This window comes from Streptomyces sp. NPDC058872 (assembly GCF_042743065.1).
Taxonomy (GTDB): Bacteria; Actinomycetota; Actinomycetes; order Streptomycetales; family Streptomycetaceae; genus Streptomyces.
On sequence record NZ_JBHYMK010000011.1, the window covers coordinates 1 to 17,093 of the forward strand.

Annotated in this window: 16 protein-coding genes; 6 read left to right on the top strand and 10 right to left on the bottom strand. The window is 73.9% G+C overall.

Going from position 1 to position 17,093, the window contains the following annotated elements:
- Positions 1-25 precede the first annotated feature (25 nt).
- The gene (locus ACFW22_RS09165; protein WP_386400874.1) at positions 26-2,191 is read right to left on the bottom strand and encodes a phage holin family protein; all 2,166 of its coding nucleotides are present in this window, start codon (positions 2,189-2,191) and stop codon (positions 26-28) included.
- A gap of 124 nt (positions 2,192-2,315) precedes the next feature.
- Positions 2,316-2,720 (bottom strand): hypothetical protein, encoded by a 405-nt coding sequence (locus tag ACFW22_RS09170; RefSeq protein ID WP_384881026.1) that lies wholly within the window; start codon positions 2,718-2,720, stop codon positions 2,316-2,318.
- Between the two features lie 137 nt (positions 2,721-2,857).
- Between ACFW22_RS09170 and ACFW22_RS09175 the strand changes: the two genes are divergently transcribed.
- Together ACFW22_RS09175 and ACFW22_RS09180 are read left to right on the top strand one after the other, a co-directional pair.
- Positions 2,858-3,637, top strand: a complete 780-nt coding sequence (locus tag ACFW22_RS09175) for an MBL fold metallo-hydrolase (protein WP_386400876.1) — start codon at positions 2,858-2,860, stop codon at positions 3,635-3,637.
- A complete protein-coding gene (locus ACFW22_RS09180; RefSeq protein ID WP_386400879.1) occupies positions 3,634-4,296 on the top strand; it encodes a DedA family protein in 663 nt (220 codons plus the stop codon). Before ACFW22_RS09175 ends, ACFW22_RS09180 begins: the two co-directional genes overlap by 4 nt.
- Here ACFW22_RS09180 and ACFW22_RS09185 read toward each other — a convergent pair.
- Together ACFW22_RS09185 and ACFW22_RS09190 are read right to left on the bottom strand one after the other, a co-directional pair.
- Complete coding sequence (locus ACFW22_RS09185; RefSeq protein ID WP_386400882.1) at positions 4,276-5,307, bottom strand: MBL fold metallo-hydrolase; 1,032 nt, start codon at positions 5,305-5,307, stop codon at positions 4,276-4,278. The two genes, ACFW22_RS09180 and ACFW22_RS09185, sit on opposite strands and share 21 nt — an antisense overlap.
- A 112-nt stretch (positions 5,308-5,419) precedes the next feature.
- Positions 5,420-6,652, bottom strand: a complete 1,233-nt coding sequence (locus ACFW22_RS09190) for an aminotransferase class I/II-fold pyridoxal phosphate-dependent enzyme (protein WP_386400884.1) — start codon at positions 6,650-6,652, stop codon at positions 5,420-5,422.
- Between the two features lie 550 nt (positions 6,653-7,202).
- Here ACFW22_RS09190 and ACFW22_RS09195 point away from each other — a divergent pair.
- Together ACFW22_RS09195 and ACFW22_RS09200 are read left to right on the top strand one after the other, a co-directional pair.
- Positions 7,203-8,039, top strand: a complete 837-nt coding sequence (locus tag ACFW22_RS09195) for a class I SAM-dependent methyltransferase (protein ID WP_386400886.1) — start codon at positions 7,203-7,205, stop codon at positions 8,037-8,039.
- A gap of 244 nt (positions 8,040-8,283) precedes the next feature.
- Positions 8,284-8,616 carry a DUF6204 family protein gene (locus tag ACFW22_RS09200; protein WP_386400888.1) on the top strand — a complete coding sequence of 111 codons (333 nt, stop codon included), beginning with the start codon at positions 8,284-8,286 and terminating at the stop codon, positions 8,614-8,616.
- 216 nt (positions 8,617-8,832) lie between these two features.
- Here ACFW22_RS09200 and ACFW22_RS09205 read toward each other — a convergent pair whose 3' ends face one another.
- A complete protein-coding gene (locus ACFW22_RS09205) occupies positions 8,833-9,183 on the bottom strand; it encodes a hypothetical protein (RefSeq protein ID WP_386400890.1) in 351 nt (116 codons plus the stop codon).
- A complete protein-coding gene (locus ACFW22_RS09210; protein ID WP_386400892.1) occupies positions 9,180-9,431 on the bottom strand; it encodes a DUF1049 domain-containing protein in 252 nt (83 codons plus the stop codon). The genes ACFW22_RS09205 and ACFW22_RS09210 overlap by 4 nt, the downstream gene beginning before the upstream one ends.
- 212 nt (positions 9,432-9,643) lie before the next feature.
- Between ACFW22_RS09210 and ACFW22_RS09215 the strand changes: the two genes are divergently transcribed.
- Complete coding sequence (locus ACFW22_RS09215; RefSeq protein WP_386400894.1) at positions 9,644-10,411, top strand: GntR family transcriptional regulator; 768 nt, start codon at positions 9,644-9,646, stop codon at positions 10,409-10,411.
- Between the two features lie 187 nt (positions 10,412-10,598).
- Positions 10,599-11,687, top strand: coding sequence for an adenosine deaminase (locus ACFW22_RS09220; RefSeq protein WP_386400896.1), 1,089 nt, complete (start codon positions 10,599-10,601; stop codon positions 11,685-11,687).
- A 101-nt stretch (positions 11,688-11,788) separates the two neighbouring features.
- Here the strand turns inward: ACFW22_RS09220 and ACFW22_RS09225 are convergent, their stop codons facing one another.
- The 4 genes from ACFW22_RS09225 to ACFW22_RS09240 are packed head-to-tail and all read right to left on the bottom strand — an operon-like array spanning position 11,789 to position 16,907.
- Positions 11,789-12,724, bottom strand: a complete 936-nt coding sequence (locus ACFW22_RS09225; protein ID WP_386400898.1) for an LD-carboxypeptidase — start codon at positions 12,722-12,724, stop codon at positions 11,789-11,791.
- Positions 12,721-14,718 (bottom strand): prolyl oligopeptidase family serine peptidase, encoded by a 1,998-nt coding sequence (locus tag ACFW22_RS09230; RefSeq protein WP_386401130.1) that lies wholly within the window; start codon positions 14,716-14,718, stop codon positions 12,721-12,723. The genes ACFW22_RS09225 and ACFW22_RS09230 overlap by 4 nt, the downstream gene beginning before the upstream one ends.
- A 28-nt stretch (positions 14,719-14,746) precedes the next feature.
- The gene (locus ACFW22_RS09235; RefSeq protein WP_386400900.1) at positions 14,747-16,081 is read right to left on the bottom strand and encodes a M20/M25/M40 family metallo-hydrolase; all 1,335 of its coding nucleotides are present in this window, start codon (positions 16,079-16,081) and stop codon (positions 14,747-14,749) included.
- Positions 16,074-16,907 carry a M55 family metallopeptidase gene (locus tag ACFW22_RS09240; protein ID WP_386400902.1) on the bottom strand — a complete coding sequence of 278 codons (834 nt, stop codon included), beginning with the start codon at positions 16,905-16,907 and terminating at the stop codon, positions 16,074-16,076. The genes ACFW22_RS09235 and ACFW22_RS09240 overlap by 8 nt, the downstream gene beginning before the upstream one ends.
- Positions 16,908-17,093: the final 186 nt, after the last annotated feature.

Sequence of the window (17,093 nt, forward strand, 5' to 3'; positions counted from 1 at the left end):
GCCCCGTGGCGGGCGGAGGTCGGGTTCAGTGGCTGTCGTCCCGCGCGAACCGTTCGTCGGCCGGAAGGACCGACGGCGGGTCCGTGGCGGGTGGCGCCTCCGCCGGGCCCCGCGGGGGCGTCGGGTCGAGCGGCACCTGTGGCCCCGAGGACTCGCGCAGCCACCGCCGCAGCACCCGGTGCACCTGCTCGGCCCCCACCAGCTCCTCTCCCGACTCCACCGGCGGCGAAAGGTCCGGCGGCGAGAGCAGGAAGGCGTGCGACTGCTCCCCGCCGAGGCCACCGTGCGAGCCGATCTGCTCCTCGAAGGCGTGCACGCTTCCGGTCTCCGGGTCGCACATCGAATTGACCATGATGTCCGCGACGTGCGGAAAGCCGTCCGTGCGTCGCACCGCCCGGGCCGCTCCCGGTCCGAAGGCGGCGAGCGGCCCGTCGTCCGCGAGGGCGGCGACCGGTACCTCCGCCCCGCCGCGGGCGAGCACCACCGAGCCGTGCTCGGCACTCGCCACGAGCACGAAGCCGATGCCCGGATGGTTCGCGAGGGTGCGAAGCAGCGCGGGATGGCGGCGGTCGATCTCCTCGCGGGTCATCCGGTGCGGCACGTCGGGGAAGGAGACGAGCCCCAGGTTGCCCGAGGCGAGGACGACGGGTTCGGAGGACCGGGCGGGCAGCTCCCCCGCCGCTTCCCCGCCCTCGTCCACGGGTCGGTGGAGGGCGCTGCGCAGTGCGTCCCTGGCCGCGTCCCGCGCCTCCGAGCCGCTGCGGGTGCGTCGTACGCGGCGTGACACGGGGAGCCCGCACCCGGCCCGGACGAGGTCCTTGAGCGTCAGTCCGTACGCCGACTCGAAGGTCTCGCCGGGGCTCTGCCCGTGGTCGGAGAGGAGCACGATCCGGTAGGGGCGGGGGGCGTGCTCGGCGACCGTGGCGATGAGCCCGATCGCACGGTCGAGGCGCTTCAGCACCTGGTCGACGTCCCGGCCGTGCGGGCCCGAATGATGGGCCACTTCGTCGTACGCGACCAGGTCGGCGTACACGGCGGTGCGGCCGGCCAGCACGTCTCCCATCACGGCGGAGACCACGACGTCCCGCTCGACCACCGTCGCGAAGGCGCGGACGAAGGGGTACGTGCCCCCGCGGGAGACCCTCGGGGTCTCCCTGCGCAGCAGCGCCCGCGTGGACTGTCCCATCTCGCGCAGGCATTCGGCGACGAGCGATCCGGCGGTGCGGACGGCATTGGCCGGATCGGAGAAGTAGGCGAAGTAGCCGGCCCGGGAGCGGTTGCGGCGACCGCGACGGGCGGCCATGGAGAGGACGAGGGCGAGCTGGTCGGCGCCGCCGCTGAAGAGGTTGCCCCGGGACGCCCCGTCGAACGTGAGGAGGCCGCCGTCCCCGGTGCGCTGCACGGCGCGGCGCTGGAGTTCCACGGCGCTCGCCGGGCGGTTCGACACCATGAGCCGACCGGTGTCCTTCTCGTACCAACGGAAGGCGGGCACGTCCTCGTTGGATCCGTGCAGGATGCCGAGTTGGCTCGCGCCGGTCTGGCTGGACCAGTCGGTGCGCCAGGGAGTGAGCAGGTGGCCGCTGCCGAGCCATCCGGCGACGGTCGGCATGAGGTCGTTGTCGACGGCGGTGCGGAGCACGTGGTGGCCGACGCCGTCGAGCTGGAGGAAGACCGTGCCGGGCACGGCATGGGCCGTGTCGCCCGGATCGCGCGGGCGGGTGCGGCCGGTGAGCCGGTAGAGCCGGCGCCGGTAGGCGTCGTCGTCGCGGACGGCGAGGGCGGTGGCGGTGGCGGAGGCGACGGCGGACATGACCGCGGCGACCACGACGGCGGTCTCGGGGTCGGCGGCACCGCGCCCGTCGGGGATCAGCCGGAGCGCGACGAGCAGCAGGGAACCGTTGAGGAAGAAGACGAGCAGACCGAGCACGAGGGCCGGAACGAGGAGGAGGGCCCGGACGATCAGCGGCCACACGAGTGCGCCGAGCAGGCCGAACGCACCGGCGGCCCAGGCGGCGGTGAGCGCCGTGCGGGTGAGGCTGTCGCCGTCGGGGGACTGGAGCTGGACGTCGGGCAGCAGCCCGGCGAGGAGGAGCAGGGTGAGCGTGGACGCCGCCCAGACCACGACCACCCGTGCCAGTGCCCTGCCCGCGGACCGCCAACGGTCGGCGCCACCCCATCGCCCGTCACCCACGCCCGCGTCACCTTTCGCCCGTTTCCTTCCTCAAGCGTGGCACAACGCCCGTGGCGGGGGCAGGAAACGGGCGACCGCGAACGGCCCGAGCGTGTCAGGACGGCGCGCTCCGGCGGGGCCGGCTTCAGGAGCCGTCGTACCCGGCGGTCGGCATCGAGAGGCGCCGGTGCACCCCGGCCTTGGCCGCCGCGTCGTACGTCGGCTCGACCCGGCAGGCGGTCTCGACGCGGATTCCGCGCCGCTCGCACTCGGCGCGGAATCCGGACACGGACGTCACCGCACGGGCGAGGACCCTCTCGTTGGCGGCGACGAAGAGGTCGACCGCCCCGGCCTCGACGTCCGCCCACAGCGCCTCGTGGTCGGGCCGGATGCCGTAGCACAGCAACTGACGGGTGAGCACGTACCCCTTGTCGTCGGCCCAGCGGGCGCACGCTGCGTGCTGACCGCGGGTGTCGACGAGGAAGGGGTCGCTGTCCAGCTCTTCGAGCGGGGTGAGGCTGGCGATCGCCGCCACCCGAACGTCGTCCATGGACCGACCCTACTGGGGATCCGCACGGCCGAACATCCTCCGGAGCACGCTCCGGACATTTACCCTCGTTACGGAGGTGCGGAACGGTCGTGGACGTCGGGCACCACGGTCCGGAGCACCCGAGAGCGGAAGGCGGCATGCCGGTGGAGGTCACCTGGTGGGGCCATGCGACCTGCACGGTCGAGGACTCCGGGGTCCGCTTCCTGACCGACCCGTTGTTCGCGCGGCGGCTCGCCCATCTGCGCCGGCGGCGCGGTGCGGTGCCGCCCCCCGAGGCCGCCCGCGCCGAGGCCGTCCTCGTCTCGCACCTGCACGCCGACCACCTCCACCTCCCCTCGCTGGCCCGGCTCGCACCGGGCACGCAGGTCCTCGTGCCGCACGGTGCACGGGCCGCCGTACCGGGCCTGCGCCGGCTCGACGGGTACGGGCTGCGGCTGACCGAGATGGGGCCCGGTGACGAGGTGACGGTCGAGGGCGTGACGGTGCGGGCCGTCCCGGCGCTCCACGACGGGCGGCGCCTGCCGGTGGGGCCGCACCGTGCCCCCGCGCTCGGATACGTCGTGGCGGGCGAGGCGCGCACGTACTTCGCCGGGGACACCGGGCTCTTCGACGACATGGCCGAAGCGGTGGGCCCGGTGGACGTGGCGCTGCTGCCGGTCGGCGGTTGGGGGCCCTATCTCGGGCAGGGGCACCTGGACGCGGGGCGGGCGGCCGAGGCGCTCGCCGCGCTCTCCCCGGCGGCGGCGGTGCCCGTGCACTACGGCACGTACTGGCCGATCGGGCTCGACGGGGTCCGGCCGCACGAGTTCCACGCGCCGGGCGACGAGTTCGTCCGCCACGCGGCCCAGCTCGCGCCGAAGGTGGCGGTTCACCTCCTGGACCACGGCGGCCGGGCGCGCCCGGAGGTCGCACGGTGATCGGTGGGCTCGCCGGGGTGGCGGCGGCGGTGCGCGAGCTGCCGCCGGAGTCGACGCAGCAGGCGGTCGGGTACCCCTCGTTGTTCCTGCTGGTGGCGCTCGGGGCGCTGGTGCCGGTGGTGCCGACGGGCGCGATCGTCAGTTCGGCGGCGGTCGTCGCCTTCCACCAGTCGTCGCCGTTCTCGCTCCTCTTCGTCTTCCTGGTCTCGGCGCTCGCCGCGCTGCTCGGCGACACCGGGCTGTACTGGCTGGGGCAGCGCGGCGTCCGTTCCCGAAATGGCTCGCGGTGGCTGTCCGGGCTGCGGTCCCGGGCGACGCCCGATCGGCTCGTACACGCGCAGGAGAGGCTCGACACGCACCAGGTGTCGGTGCTCGTGCTGTCCCGTCTCGTGCCGGCGGGGCGGATCCCGGTGATGTTGGCGTGCCTCCTTGCGGAGATGCCCCTGCGCCGTTTCGTCCGGGGCGACGCGGCGGCGTGCCTGGCGTGGGCGGCGACGTACCAGCTGATCGGGATCCTGGGCGGTTCGCTCTTCCCGGAGCCCTGGCAGGGGGTCGTCGCGGCGGTGGGGCTGACGGTCCTGATCAGCGCGGCGCCCGCGCTGTGGCGGCGGGTCCACGGCACGCCGCGCGGGGCGGCGTCAGGGCACGAGCACCCGTGAGCCGCCGACCGGCAGGTCCCACAGGTCCTCGCGGGCAAGCCCCGCCTCCTCCCAGGCGGTCCTGACCCGGGTGAGGGGTTCGAGGACCGGCTCGGAGGAGAGGACGAAGGTGGCCCAGTGCATGGGCGCCATCCGTCGTGCGCCCAGGTCCCGGTGGGCGCGGACCGCTTCCTCGGGGTCGGTGTGGACGTCGCTGAGCCACCACCGCGGGTCGTAGGCGCCGATGGGGAGCAGCGCCAGGTCGATGCCCGGGTGGCGGCGGCCGATCTCGGCGAACCAGTGGCCGTACCCGGTGTCCCCGGCGAAGTGGATCCGCCGTCCGGACCGGTCGGACAACACCCAACCGCCCCACAGGGAGCGACAGGTGTCCAGGAGGGTGCGCTTGGACCAGTGGTGTGCGGGCACGAAGTCGAAGCGCACCCCGTCGAGTTCGGCGGCCTCCCACCAGTCGAGCTCGGTCACGCGGTCGAACCGGCGGCGGGTGAACCAACGACCGAGTCCGGCCGGCACGAAGACCGGGGTGTGCCGGGGCAGCCGCTTCACGGTGGGGCCGTCGAGGTGGTCGAAGTGGTTGTGGCTGATGACGACGGCGTCCACGGGCGGCAGGTCCTCCCAGCGGACTCCGACGGGGGTCAGTCGGGCGGGCGTACCGAAGATGCGGCGGGACCAGACCGGATCGGTGAGGACGGTGAGACCACCGATCCGGATGACCCAGCTGGCGTGTCCCACCCAGGTGACGGCGAGGGTGTCGGGCCCGGCGGGCGGCAGCGGTCCGGGTTCGAAGGGCAGCAGGGGGATGTCGCGGAGTCCCTCGGGGCGAGGGCGGACGGCTCCCTCGCGGGCGAGGCGGGCGAGGGCCCGAACCCCGGGGAGCGGTGCGGTCAGCCGGTCGGCGAAGCTCCTGGGCCAGTCCCTCCGGAGCCGACCGACGGGCTGGAGGGCGGGAGCCGCCCGATCGGGGTGGTGCGGGGGCTGCCCGGTCCGGGCGGGGGGCGCGGTCCGTTCGGTCATCTGCGGACTCCGTTCCGCTCGTGTCGTGCTCGGTGCTGCCCGGGACGGTGGTGGGTCATCGGCGCCCGGCCGCGGCCGTGCCCACCGGGCCGGTGGGCCCCGGCCTCCACGGTCATCGGAGTTCCTCCAGGGCCGCCCCGAAGGCCTCCAATGCGCGCGCCACATGGGGGAGTTCCACGGGGTCCCGCGCCGCGAGGGTCTGGGCCCGCTCCTCGCCGGTGGCACCCAGGAACATGCCGGTGCCGAACCTGACGCGCAGCGCGCCCAGTTCGTCGCCGAACCGGTAACCGCCGGTTGCCGGGGCACCGAGCCGTTCGCCGAGGTACCCCTCCAGTTCCAGGGAGTCGGTGACGCCGCGGGCCGCGAGACCGGTGCGCAGCGGGCCGAGGTCGGCGTAGAGGTGGCGACCGGCCTGTGGGGGTCGGGCGAGGGCTCCGGCGGCCAGGACGGCCCGGTGGGCGGCACCGGCGAGGCGCCCGTGGGTGGCGGCGGCACGCCGGGCCCGCACGGTGACCTCCTCGGGTTCGTCGAGCGCGTGGGCCACCGCGGGGGCCACGGGGCCGGGGACGACGGCGCCGAGGGCGGTGAGCACGTCGAGGACACGGGCCCTGGGGTCGGTCCAGCGGTCGGCGCGGGACGGGTCGGTGGGCGGGAAGCGCGCCACGGCGCAGGGCCAGGCGGCAGGGGTGAGGGCACCGCCGAGGTCGGCGAGGACGGTGACCTCGGCGGGGCGCATCTCCGCGGGACTGAGCAGCACGGTGTCGTGCGGATGGTGGAGGGTGTCGCGCCAGGTCTCGTCGCTGACGACGTGGAGGCCTTCGGAAACGGCCGCCTCGCAGGCCTCGCGGACGAGTTCGGGCGGGGCGACGGTGGCGGTGGGGTCGTCGGCGATGGAGAGCAGCAGCACTCGGGGGTCGCCGCCCTCGGCCCGGACGCGCCGCACGGTCTCCAGGAGGGCGTAGGGGTCGGGTACGCCGCCGGCTTCGGCGGGGGTGGGCACGTGGTACGCCGGACGCCCGAGGAGGCGGGCCTGGGGGGTCCACCAGGCGGGGCAGGGACGGGGCAGGAGGAGGTCACCGCCGTGGGCGGCGAGCAGGGCGAGGAGCAGGGCGGGAGCACCGGGGGCGGCGACCACGTCCTCGGGGTGGGTGCGCAGGCCGCGACGCCACCAGTAGCCGGCCGCGGACTCGCGGAGGACGGGGCCGCCGCCGGGCGGCTCGGGGGCGGACCGTTCCGCGGCGGCGGCGAGGAGGCCGGCGAGTCCGGGCAGTACGGGGAGGCCGGTGTCGGGTGCGGGAGGTCCGTAGCGCACGGGACCGCGGCCTTCTTGAGCCGTCTGCCGCATGACCCGTACCTCCTGAGCGCAGGGGGGCGCCGGACGGACACCCCCGTGCCCTTTATACGAAGTTTCGCCCCTTTCCGCGCTTCCAGGCGACGGCGACCGGGTGAGGCGGTCGAGCGGACCCGGCTTCCGCGCCCCGGCACGGGGCGCGCTGAGCAGCGACGGAGCCCCGCGCCGGGGAGCGCGACGGAGGACCGGCGACGGCTCCGCTCGGCTCGACCAGGGCCGTCCGGGTGAGGGCCCCGTCGGGGGCTCACCCCCTCGGGGGACGGCCCGCAAAGGCGCCTTCGAGGATGCCTACGAGAACGACGACGCGCCGACGCCGGCCCGGGGTTGCTCCGGACCGCGGCGCCATGGGTACTGGCGGGCAACGCCCGGGGCGCGACCGGACGGGATGGTGGCGCAGGAGGAGACGGGCGGCAGGCTGCTGGACGAGTTGCGCTACCGATACCAGCCCCCCCTCACCCAGTGACCACATGGCAAGACGCTCGTCTCAACATGCAGTCAACGTGCGTACCCTGGAAGAACGCACCGATTCAAGGGAGTTGCTTCCATGACGCACGCCTCCGAACCGTCCGCGCCCCACCGGACCGCCCTCTACACCCACGGCCATCACGAGTCGGTGCTGCGTTCGCACCGCTGGCGGACCGCAAGCAATTCCGCCGCCTACCTCCTGCCCTCGCTGCGTCCCGGCATGGACCTGCTGGACGTGGGCTGCGGGCCGGGAACCATCACGGCGGACCTGGCCGCGCTGGTCGCGCCCGGTCGGGTGACCGCCGTCGACGCGGCCACGGGGGTGCTGGAGCAGGCCCGCGCGGTGGCCACCGAACGCGGCGCGGAGAACATCGAGTTCGCCGTGGCGGACGTCCATTCCCTGGATTTCCCCGACGACTCCTTCGACGTCGTCCACGCCCACCAGGTGCTGCAACACGTCGGCGATCCGGTCCGGGCGCTCCGCGAGATGCGACGGGTGTGCAGGCCCGGCGGGATCGTGGCGGCCCGCGACAGCGACTACGGGGCCTTCGCCTGGTTCCCCGAGCACCCCTCGTTGGACGAGTGGTTGGACTTGTACCACCGGGTGGCCGGCGCCAACGGCGGCGAACCGGACGCGGGACGGCGACTGCTCTCCTGGGCCCGGCGGGCCGGCTTCGACGACATCACGACCACGGCCGCCGCCTGGTGCTTCGCCACCCCCGAGGAGCGGGAGTGGTGGAGCGGCCTGTGGGCGGACCGGACCACCTCCTCCGACTACGCCGCCCAGGCCGTCTCCGGGGGGCACGCGACGGCAGCCGAGTTGGCCTCGCTCGCGGAGGCCTGGCGGGAGTGGGGCCGTCAGGACGACGCCTGGTTCATGGTCCCGCACGGCGAGATCCTCTGCCGGGTGCCCTGAGCCGCATCACCACGGGGCCGCCCGGCCTCCCGGTCGGGCCCGCGCAGCACCGCCGGTCCGGCCCGGGCGGGCGGGCCGGACGAGACGGGGCGGGGCGGGGCGGGGCGGGGCGGGGCGGGCAGGACGAGACGGGGCAGCCGGGGGCGCCCGGATATTCCCTACGGCGGCGGTGCCCACCGCCGTAGGGTGGAGGGCCGGCCCGTCGCCCTGGCGGCCGGGAACGACAGCACGGGGAGTACGAAGCATGGGCACGCAGCACACCTACCGGGTCATCGTGCGCGGCACGTTCGACGGCCTGTCGGAGGAGAGCCGGTCCCGGCTGCTCGCCGAAGTGGACGCGCACGGACTGACCGCGATGCAGTTCACGGAAGAGGGCTCGCTCGCCTACGACCGGACGTTGAAGCACTTCTCGTACCGGCTGGTCGTCGTCTCGGACGCCGAGGACGGTGACGAGATGGCGGGGGCGATCGCGGAAGACCGGGTGGAAACGGCGCTCAAGGAATTGGGCCACGGCCACAAGGGGCTGCGATCGACCGTGACGGACCTCGACACCATGAAGATCAACTACAAGCACTGACCGGTCCGCCCGGGCCTTCCGTTCGCCGGGCGTGCGGCGGCACCGCCCCGTACGGGCCACGACGGCACGGCTCGACGGACGGCTCCGAACCGCGCACGACGGACCCGCGAAAGCGCGGCGCGCCCGCGCCCCGGCCCCGGCCCCGGCCCCGGGTGCCGTAGGAGCCGCCGCCCCTCCCCGTTCCGCGTCGCCGCCCTCCGTCGCCGCGGCCCTCCCTCAACGGCGGGCCGTGCGGACCCTGGGCGGGCAGCTCTCGCCCCGGCGCACGACGCCGATCATGACGGTGGTGCGCCGGTCGAGGGCCGTCCCCGGCTCCGGGTACTGCGTGCAGACCTGCCAGCGCGGCGGCCAGAGCACCCGCCGGTCACGCCCGCTCACGTCGTGGACGTCAAGCCGGGTCCGCCGGTCCAGGCCGGTGAGGACCCGCCACAGCCCCCGGTCGAGGAAGTCCGGCATCGGTCGGGTCCCGCTCCCGTCATCGGGCGCAGCGGGCTCCTCCGTAGAGGTGGCGGCAACGGCCGCGAGCGCCAGGAGCGCACCGACGCCCACGACGGCGCCCCGCCTCACTTCCGCCTCCGAGCGGCGAAGTAGTAGCCACAGGCGGCGCCGAGGAGGGCGGTCGCGAGCAGCGCCACGTAGAGCGGCAGGGTCACTTCGGGGATCAGCAGCCGGATCTTGACCTCCCGGGTGTTCTCGAAGATGAAGACCAGGGTGATGATCGCGACCACCAGCATGGCGATCCGTCCGGGGGTGAAGGCCCCGCCGAACCGGGACGTACCCCCGTCCGATGCCCGCGGCTTCTCCTTGGGACTCATGCCCGACCCCTCTCCTCGGTGGTGCCGTCGGTCGCAGCCGTGGGACCAGAATGGGACGGGTGGGCCCTCACCGTGACGGTGAGGAGAGCCGTACGGGTGACTTGTCAGACAACATAGCTCGATACCGTGGTGCGAACACCGACGGAACGGAGTCGGGGCGAGACTCCGGAGAAGCCCCGGGCGGGAGCCCGGGAACGAGACGAGGAGGGGCCGTGGCGGTCAGCGGGCAGCGACGACGGCCGGTCGTGGCGCTCTACGAGCGGATCGCGGACGCCGTCCACGACGGCACGTACCCACCGGGTTCCACGCTCCCCTCCGAACCGAAGCTCGCCGCCGAACTCGGCGTCAGCCGACCGGCCCTGCGCGAGGCACTGCTGCTGCTGCAGGAGGACGGCCTACTCACGGTGCGGCGCGGGGTGGGCAGGACCGTGAACGACCGCCCCCCGCGGCGGGGCTTCGAGCAGGTCCAGCCCTTGGAGGCCCTGATCGGCACGGGCACCCCACTGCGGGTCCGGGCGCTCCTCAGGACCGTCGAGGAGCCGACCGACTTCACCACCCAGCACCTCCTCGCCCCCGCCCGCGCCGAGCTGAGGTTCTGGGAGTCCGTACTGACCGGAGAAGGAGCGGTGGCCGCGCTGAGCCACGAGTGGGCGGCACCGGACGCACTGCTCCAGCGGGCGCACCCGGAGTTCGCCCGGGCGCTGCGGGAGGCGGAGGCACGGACGGAGCGGGACTCCGGCAGCGCGGTCTCGATGCTCGCGGTCCTGGTCGGCGCTTCCCGCGAAACGGCCCTGAGCGCACACAGCGGCATCACGGCGACGCTGCTCGGCCGCCGGCGCGGGGAACAACTGGGCCGCCCCGCGGACACCCCCGCCGTCCTGGCCACCCAGGTCGTGCGCGTCGGGGAGGTCCCGGTACTGGCCGCGAAGCACATGCTGCCCACCGGCACTCCGGCGCTGCCGGTCCTCCAGTCGCACTGAGCACCGGGGCGCGCGCCTCGTCCACCGGCCCGGCCGCCCGGCCCGCCGGTATGGCGGTTCACCGGTCTGGCCGCCCCGCGTTCCGGTGGCCCACCGGACTGGCGGTCCCGCGGGACGGATACCCCGCCCGGCGCCCTGTTGGAGCCGTCACAGCGGCCCGCGCTGCCGTGGCGTACACTTCCCCGCCATGCACTTGTCTGACAACCTCGCCACGCCGGCCGCCACCTCCGTCTCCGACTGGATCCGCCGGGCCCCCAAGGCCGTCCTCCACGATCACCTCGACGGCGGGCTGCGCCCCGCGACCATCGTCGAGCTGGCACGGGAGTGCGGCTACACCGCGCTGCCGACCGAGGACCCGGCCGAGCTCGCGGTCTGGTTCAGGGACGCCGCCGACTCCGGCTCGCTGGAGCGGTACCTGGAGACCTTCGCCCACACCTGCGCGGTCATGCAGACCCGCGAGGCGCTGATGCGCATCGCGGCCGAGTGCGCCGAGGACCTCGCAGCGGACGGCGTCGTCTACGCCGAGATCCGCTACGCCCCCGAGCAGCACCTGGAGGGCGGGCTGACCCTCGACGAGGTCGTCGACGCGGTCAACGAGGGCTTCCGCGAGGGAGAGCGTCGCGCCGGCGGTCACATCACCGTGCGCACCCTGCTCACCGGCATGCGCCACACCGACCGCTCCCTGGAGATCGCGCGGCTCACCGTTGCCCACCGGGACAACGGCGTGGCCGGCTTCGACATCGCGGGAGGCGAGATAGGCAACCCGCCGGCCCGTCACCTCGCCGCCTTCCAGCACCTCAAGCAGGAGAACTGCCACTTCACGATCCACGCCGGCGAGGCCGTCGGCGCGGAGTCGATCCACGAGGCCGTGCAGGTCTGCGGCACCGAGCGGATCGGCCACGGCGTGCGGATCACGGACGACATCGCCGAGGACGGCACGCTGGGCCGGCTCGCCTCGTACGTCCGGGACAACCGCATCGCGCTGGAGGTCTGCCCGACCTCGAACCTGCAGACGGGCGCCGCGAAGGACTACGCCTCGCACCCGATCGACGAACTGCGCCGGCTCGGCTTCCGGATCACCCTCAACACGGACAACCGGCTGGTGTCCGGCACCACCATGAGCGAGGAGTTCCAGCACATGGTGGACGCCTTCGGGTACGGCCCGGAGGTCTTCGAAGAGTTCACCGTCGCCGCCCTGGAGGCCGCCTTCCTGCCTCTGCCCGAGCGGCAGCGGCTCGTCGAGGAGGTTGTCCGCCCGGGCTACGCGGCGCTGTAGGCCCCGGACCGGACGCCCTGGCCCGGTCGCGCGGACCGGGTGGCACGGGCCGGGCGGGGCGCGTCCCGGTCGGTGTCGCCCGCCCGGTGTCACCCGGTCCGTCAGCGCAGGCCAGGCACCTCCAGGGTGAGCCTGCCCGTGCTCGCGTCGAGTGCGGCGGGCACGCCGAGCGGCACGGTGAGCGCGGCCGTGCCGTGTCCGAAGCCGAACTCCTCCACGACCGGCACCCCCAGGTCGCCGAGGCGGTCGACGAGCACCGCCCTCACCTCCTCGTAGGGGCCGCACTCCGCCCAGGAACCGAGGGCGATGCCCGCCACCCCGTCGAACCATCCGGAGCGCAGCAACTGGGTGAGGATGCGGTCGAGGCGGTACGGCTCCTCCCCCACGTCCTCGAGGAGCAACAGCCCGCCCCGTGCCGAGCGCCGCCCGTGCGGGGTGGCGAGGTCAGAGGCGAGGAGGCTGGTGCAGCCGCCGAGCGTCACCCCCCGGGCGCGGCCCGGCACCAGGGCCCGTGCCGTCTCCAGGCCGAGCGTCCGGACCGCATCGGGCTCGAAGAGGGTGGCCCGCAACGACTCCTGGGCCCGCGCGTCCGACGGGAACCCGGCAGCGGCGACCATCGGTCCGTGCAGAGTGGAGAAGCCCGCACGGAGGGCGAAGGCCTCGTGCAGGACGGTCGCGTCGCTGTAGCCGACGAAGGCTTTGGGCCCGGTCGTCCGCACCGCCGCCCAGTCCACCAGGTCCACCATCCGCTGGGCCCCGAATCCGCCGCGGGCGCAGAACACGGCGGAGATCGAGGGGTCGCACCAGGCCTCGGTCAGGTCGCGGGCGCGCAACCGGTCGGCCCCCGCGAGGTGGCCGAGTGCGGGATGTGCCGCCAGGACGTGCGGGGCGACGACCGGCTCCAGGTCCCACCCGCGCAGGACGTCGAGTCCGGCCGTGAGGCGCTCCTCGGACACGGGCCCGCTGGGAGCGACGACCGCGACCCGTGCCCCGGGGCTGAGCCGCTCGGCCCGGGCCAGGGGCTCCGTCCGGGTCACGTGCGGTACTCCAGGTCGACGGTGTCGGCGCGCACGATGCCGAAGGCCCTGGTGTACAGCGCGAGCTCCGCCTCCAGGCACCGGGTCATCGTGTCGGCCCGGCGGAATCCGTGCCCCTCCCCCTCGAAGGCGATGTAGGCGTGCGGGACGCCCGTGCCGGCGGTCCGGGCGAGGAAGCGCTCCGCCTGTGCGGGTGGGCAGATGACGTCGTCGAGGCCTTGGAGCAACAGGAACGGGGCCGTGATGCGGTCGACGTGCTCGATCGGAGAACGTTCCTTGTAACGGGCGGGCACCTGGTCGAGCGGTCCGACCAGTCCGTGGAGGTACTGGGACTCGAAGTCGTGGGTCTCGTCGGTGGCCCAGCCCCGCAGGTCCAGGATGGGGTAGATGATCGTGCCGCAGGCGTACGCGTCGGTGCGGGTGAGGGAGGAGGCGGCCGTCCAACCGCCCGCGCTGCCACCGCGCACCGCGATGCGTGCGGGGTCGGCGGTGCCTTCGGCCGCGAGCGTCGCCGCGACGGCCGCACAGTCCTCGACGTCGACGACCCCCCACTGTCCGCACAGGCGCTCCCGGTACTCCCGGCCGTATCCGGTCGAGCCGCCGTAGTTGACCTCGGCGACGCCGATGCCCCGGGAGGTGAAGTACGCGATCTCCAGGTCGAGAACGAGCGGGGCGCGGCCGGTGGGACCTCCGTGCGCCCAGATGACGTACGGAGGCAGCTCTCCCCGGGGCCCGGTGCGCTCCGGGTGCCGGGGCGGGTACAGCTGTGCGTGGACCTCCCGGCCGTCGGGCCCGGTGAAGGTCCGGATCCTGGGCTCCGGGAGGTACGCGGGGTCGACCGCATCGGTGTGCACGGCGCCGACCACGCGGCTGCGACCGGTGCGGGTGTCGAGTTCGACGAGTTCATAGGAACTCTGCGGTCCGGCGGCGACGCCGACCACGCGGGTGCCGTGTACCGCGAGGGTGGCCGCCCATTCGGTCTTGGAACCGGGGGCGTCCACGAGGGCGCGGCGCTCCGGGTCGAGGATGCCCAGACGAGTGCTCCCCCGGCCGTGCACGACGGCGATCAAACCGTTCTCCAGGGGCGCGAACCAGCGGAGGCCGATCTTCCAGAGCGGTCCCCCGAACTCCTCGGCGCGGGGGCAGAGCGCTTGTGGTTCGGCGGAGCTGCCCTCGTCATCGAGGTCTGCGCGGTAGAGGTTCCACCATCCGGTGCGGTCGCTGACGAACAGCAACCGACCGGCGGCGTCCCAGTCGACCTGAGCGATCGACTCGGTGGGTCCGCCGACGACGGTGCGGGCTCCGCGGAAGGTGCCGTCGGAGGTCACTTCGGCGAGCTGCACCTCGGTGCCGTCCCAGGGCATGCGGGGGTGGTCCCAAGCGATCCAGGCCGCTCGTCGCCCGTCCGGTGAGGGCCGGGGGCCCGTCACGAACCGGTGGCGTCCGTCCGAGAGTTCACGGACGGCACCGCGGTCCCCGGCCGCCGACCCGTCGAGCGGCACCGCGGCGAGGACCCGACGCACGTCGGTCGGGGCGGGACCGGTGAACTCCTCCAGGACGCACCACACCTCGTCCCGGTCCGGGCTGATCACCGGGTCCACCCAGCGCGATCCGCCGCCGACCGCGGAGACCGGGGTGAGCGGACGCGGCCCGGCGCAGGGAACGGCATCGGGTTCGTACGCGTAGAGCCGCTGGTCGGGGAAGTGGCTGAACACCACGAGCGGCCCGCCCGTGGGACGGGTGACCGCGGCCCAGGGCTGCCCGCCGTACTCGATCACCCGGCTGCGGACGTTCCAGGGGGCGGCGAGGACGCTCTCCTCGGTTCCGTCGGCACGCCGCCGGAGGAGGGCGCGCCGGCCGCCTTCGGCGGAGCGGGGGGCGGTCCACCACAGCTCGTCGCCGACGGCACCGAGGTACTCGGGACGCCCGTCGTGGGCGGCAACGAGCTCGGCATCGACGGGTGACGGCCAACTGCCGTACGCGCCCGAGGTCATGGTCATGTGGACTCCCCCTGTCATGGGTCTAGGCGGACTTCAGGTAGTGGTCGAGGACCCGGACGCCGAAGTGCAGGGCATCGACGGGGACCCGCTCGTCGACGCCGTGGAAGAGCGCCCCGTAGTCGAGGTCGGGAGGAAGCCTCAGCGGCGAGAAGCCGTAACCGGTGATGCCGAGCCGGGAGAACTGCTTGGCGTCGGTGCCGCCGGACATGGTGAACGGCACGACGTGCCCCGTGGGGTCGAAGCGCTCGACGGCAGCCCTGAGCTTCGCGAAGGTCGGCGAGTCGACCGGTGCCTCGAGGGGCACCTCTCGGTGGTGGAACTCCCATTCCACGTCGGGTCCGGTGAGCAGGTCCATGGTGGTGGCGAACTCCTCCTCGCCGCCCGGCACCACACGTCCGTCGACATGGGCGACGGCTTGTCCCGGAATGACGTTCACCTTGTAACCGGCCTTCAGCATCGTCGGGTTGGCGCTGTTGCGGACGGTCGACTCGACGAGCGCGGCGGCGGGCCCCAGCCGGTCGAGGAGGAAGTCGACGTCGAGGTCGGGGGCGCTCGTGTCGACGTCGATGCCGTACAGGGCGGCGAGTTCGGTGAGGGAGGCGCGGACCGTGGTGGTGAGGCGGACCGGCCAGGTGTGTGCGCCGATCCGGGCGACGGCGGCGGCCAGGCGGGTGACGGCGTTGGACGTGTTCGCCTTGGAGCCGTGGCCGGCCCGGCCGTGGGCGGTGAGGGTGAGCCAGGCGGTGCCCCGCTCGCCCGCCGCGATCGGGTAGAGCGTGGTGCCGGCCTGTGGGTGGAAGCTGAACGCCCCCGACTCGCTGATGCCCTCCGTGCACCCTTCGAAGAGGGCCGGGTGCCGGTCGGCGAGGAAGCCGGAACCGTCCTCGGCACTGGCTTCCTCGTCGGCGGTGTAGGCGAGGACGATGTCGCGGCGCGGGCGGATGCCCTGCCGGGCCCAGGAGCGGACCACCGCCAGGACCATCGCGTCCATGTTCTTCATGTCGACGGCGCCGCGCCCCCACACGACCCCGTCACGGACCTCGCCGGAGAAGGGCGGCACCGTCCACTCGGCAGGATCGGCGGGCACCACGTCCAGGTGGCCGTGGACCAGGAGCGCTTCGGCCGAGGGGTCGGTGCCGGGAATGCGCGCCACGACGTTGGTGCGGCCCGGAGTCCGCTCCAGGAGCAGGGGCTCGATGCCGGCGCCGGCGAGGCGTTCGGCCACGTACTCGGCCGCCGGTCGTTCCCGGCAGTCACCACCGCCCCGGTTGGTGGTGTCGATGCGGATCAGCTCGGAGGTGAAGGTGACCACCTCGTCGAGCGCCGTCGCGTCCGGTTCCCGGACCTCCTCAACCATACTGTTCCTCCACCGCGGCCGAGACGATGGTCGTGACCGCCTTGAACGTGCGGATTGCCTCGTACATCGTCCCGCTGTCGTACGCGACGCGACGTTCACCGCTCCGCGCCACGCCGGGAACCACCGTGGCGGCGGCACCCAGGTGCTCGGCGTCGAACTCCAGCTCCACGGTGAACGGACCGCCCCTGACCGGCTCGTGCCGTACCGCGAGCGCGGTGGCGGTCTTCGCCGCGGCACGGATGTCCGCGGCCGTTCTCGCCGGGGTGCGACAGACCGCGGCGTACCGCGAGACGTGGTCCTTGACCGCGACCTTCAGCGCCTCCGGTGCATAGCCGAGGGCGTCCTCGCAGGTGAGGTCGTCCCCGGTGACGAGCACCACGGGCACGCCGTACTCGGCGACCACACGGGCGTTGAGGAGCCCCTCGCTCGCCCGCTCGCCGTCGAGCCAGACCCCGGTGATGGAGTTGGCGAGGTACGTGTGTGCGAGGACGCCCTCGGTCCCGGCGCCGGTGTGGTAGCCGACGAACGCGATGCCGTCGACGTCCCCGTGCTGCACGCCCTCGACCATCGAGAGGGACTTGTGCCGCCCGGTGAGCATCTGGGCGCGCTCGTCGAGCTGCTCCAGGAGCAGGTTCCGCATGGACCAGTGCGCCTCGTTGATGAGGACCTCGTCGGCGCCACCGTCGAGGAAGCCGAGCACCGCGGCGTTCACGTCGGACGTGAACATCGCGCGACACCGCTCCCACTGGGGCGTGCCGGGCAGCACGTCGGCGGGCCAGGTCACACCAGTGGCGCCCTCCATGTCGGCGCTGATGAGGATCTTCATGCTTGGCACCGTACGCGCCGTCGAGTCGCCCTACCAGCCCTGTGGATAACCGTCGTTGGCATGGACCGCCGATGCCCTCCGGACGGCGGTACGGATCGCCCTGCTGGTTCCGGATGCCCGGGCCCGCCGATCTTCGAATCGGGCGAAAATTCCCCAAGAGGTGCGTATAGGCTGTCGGCCGCAGTC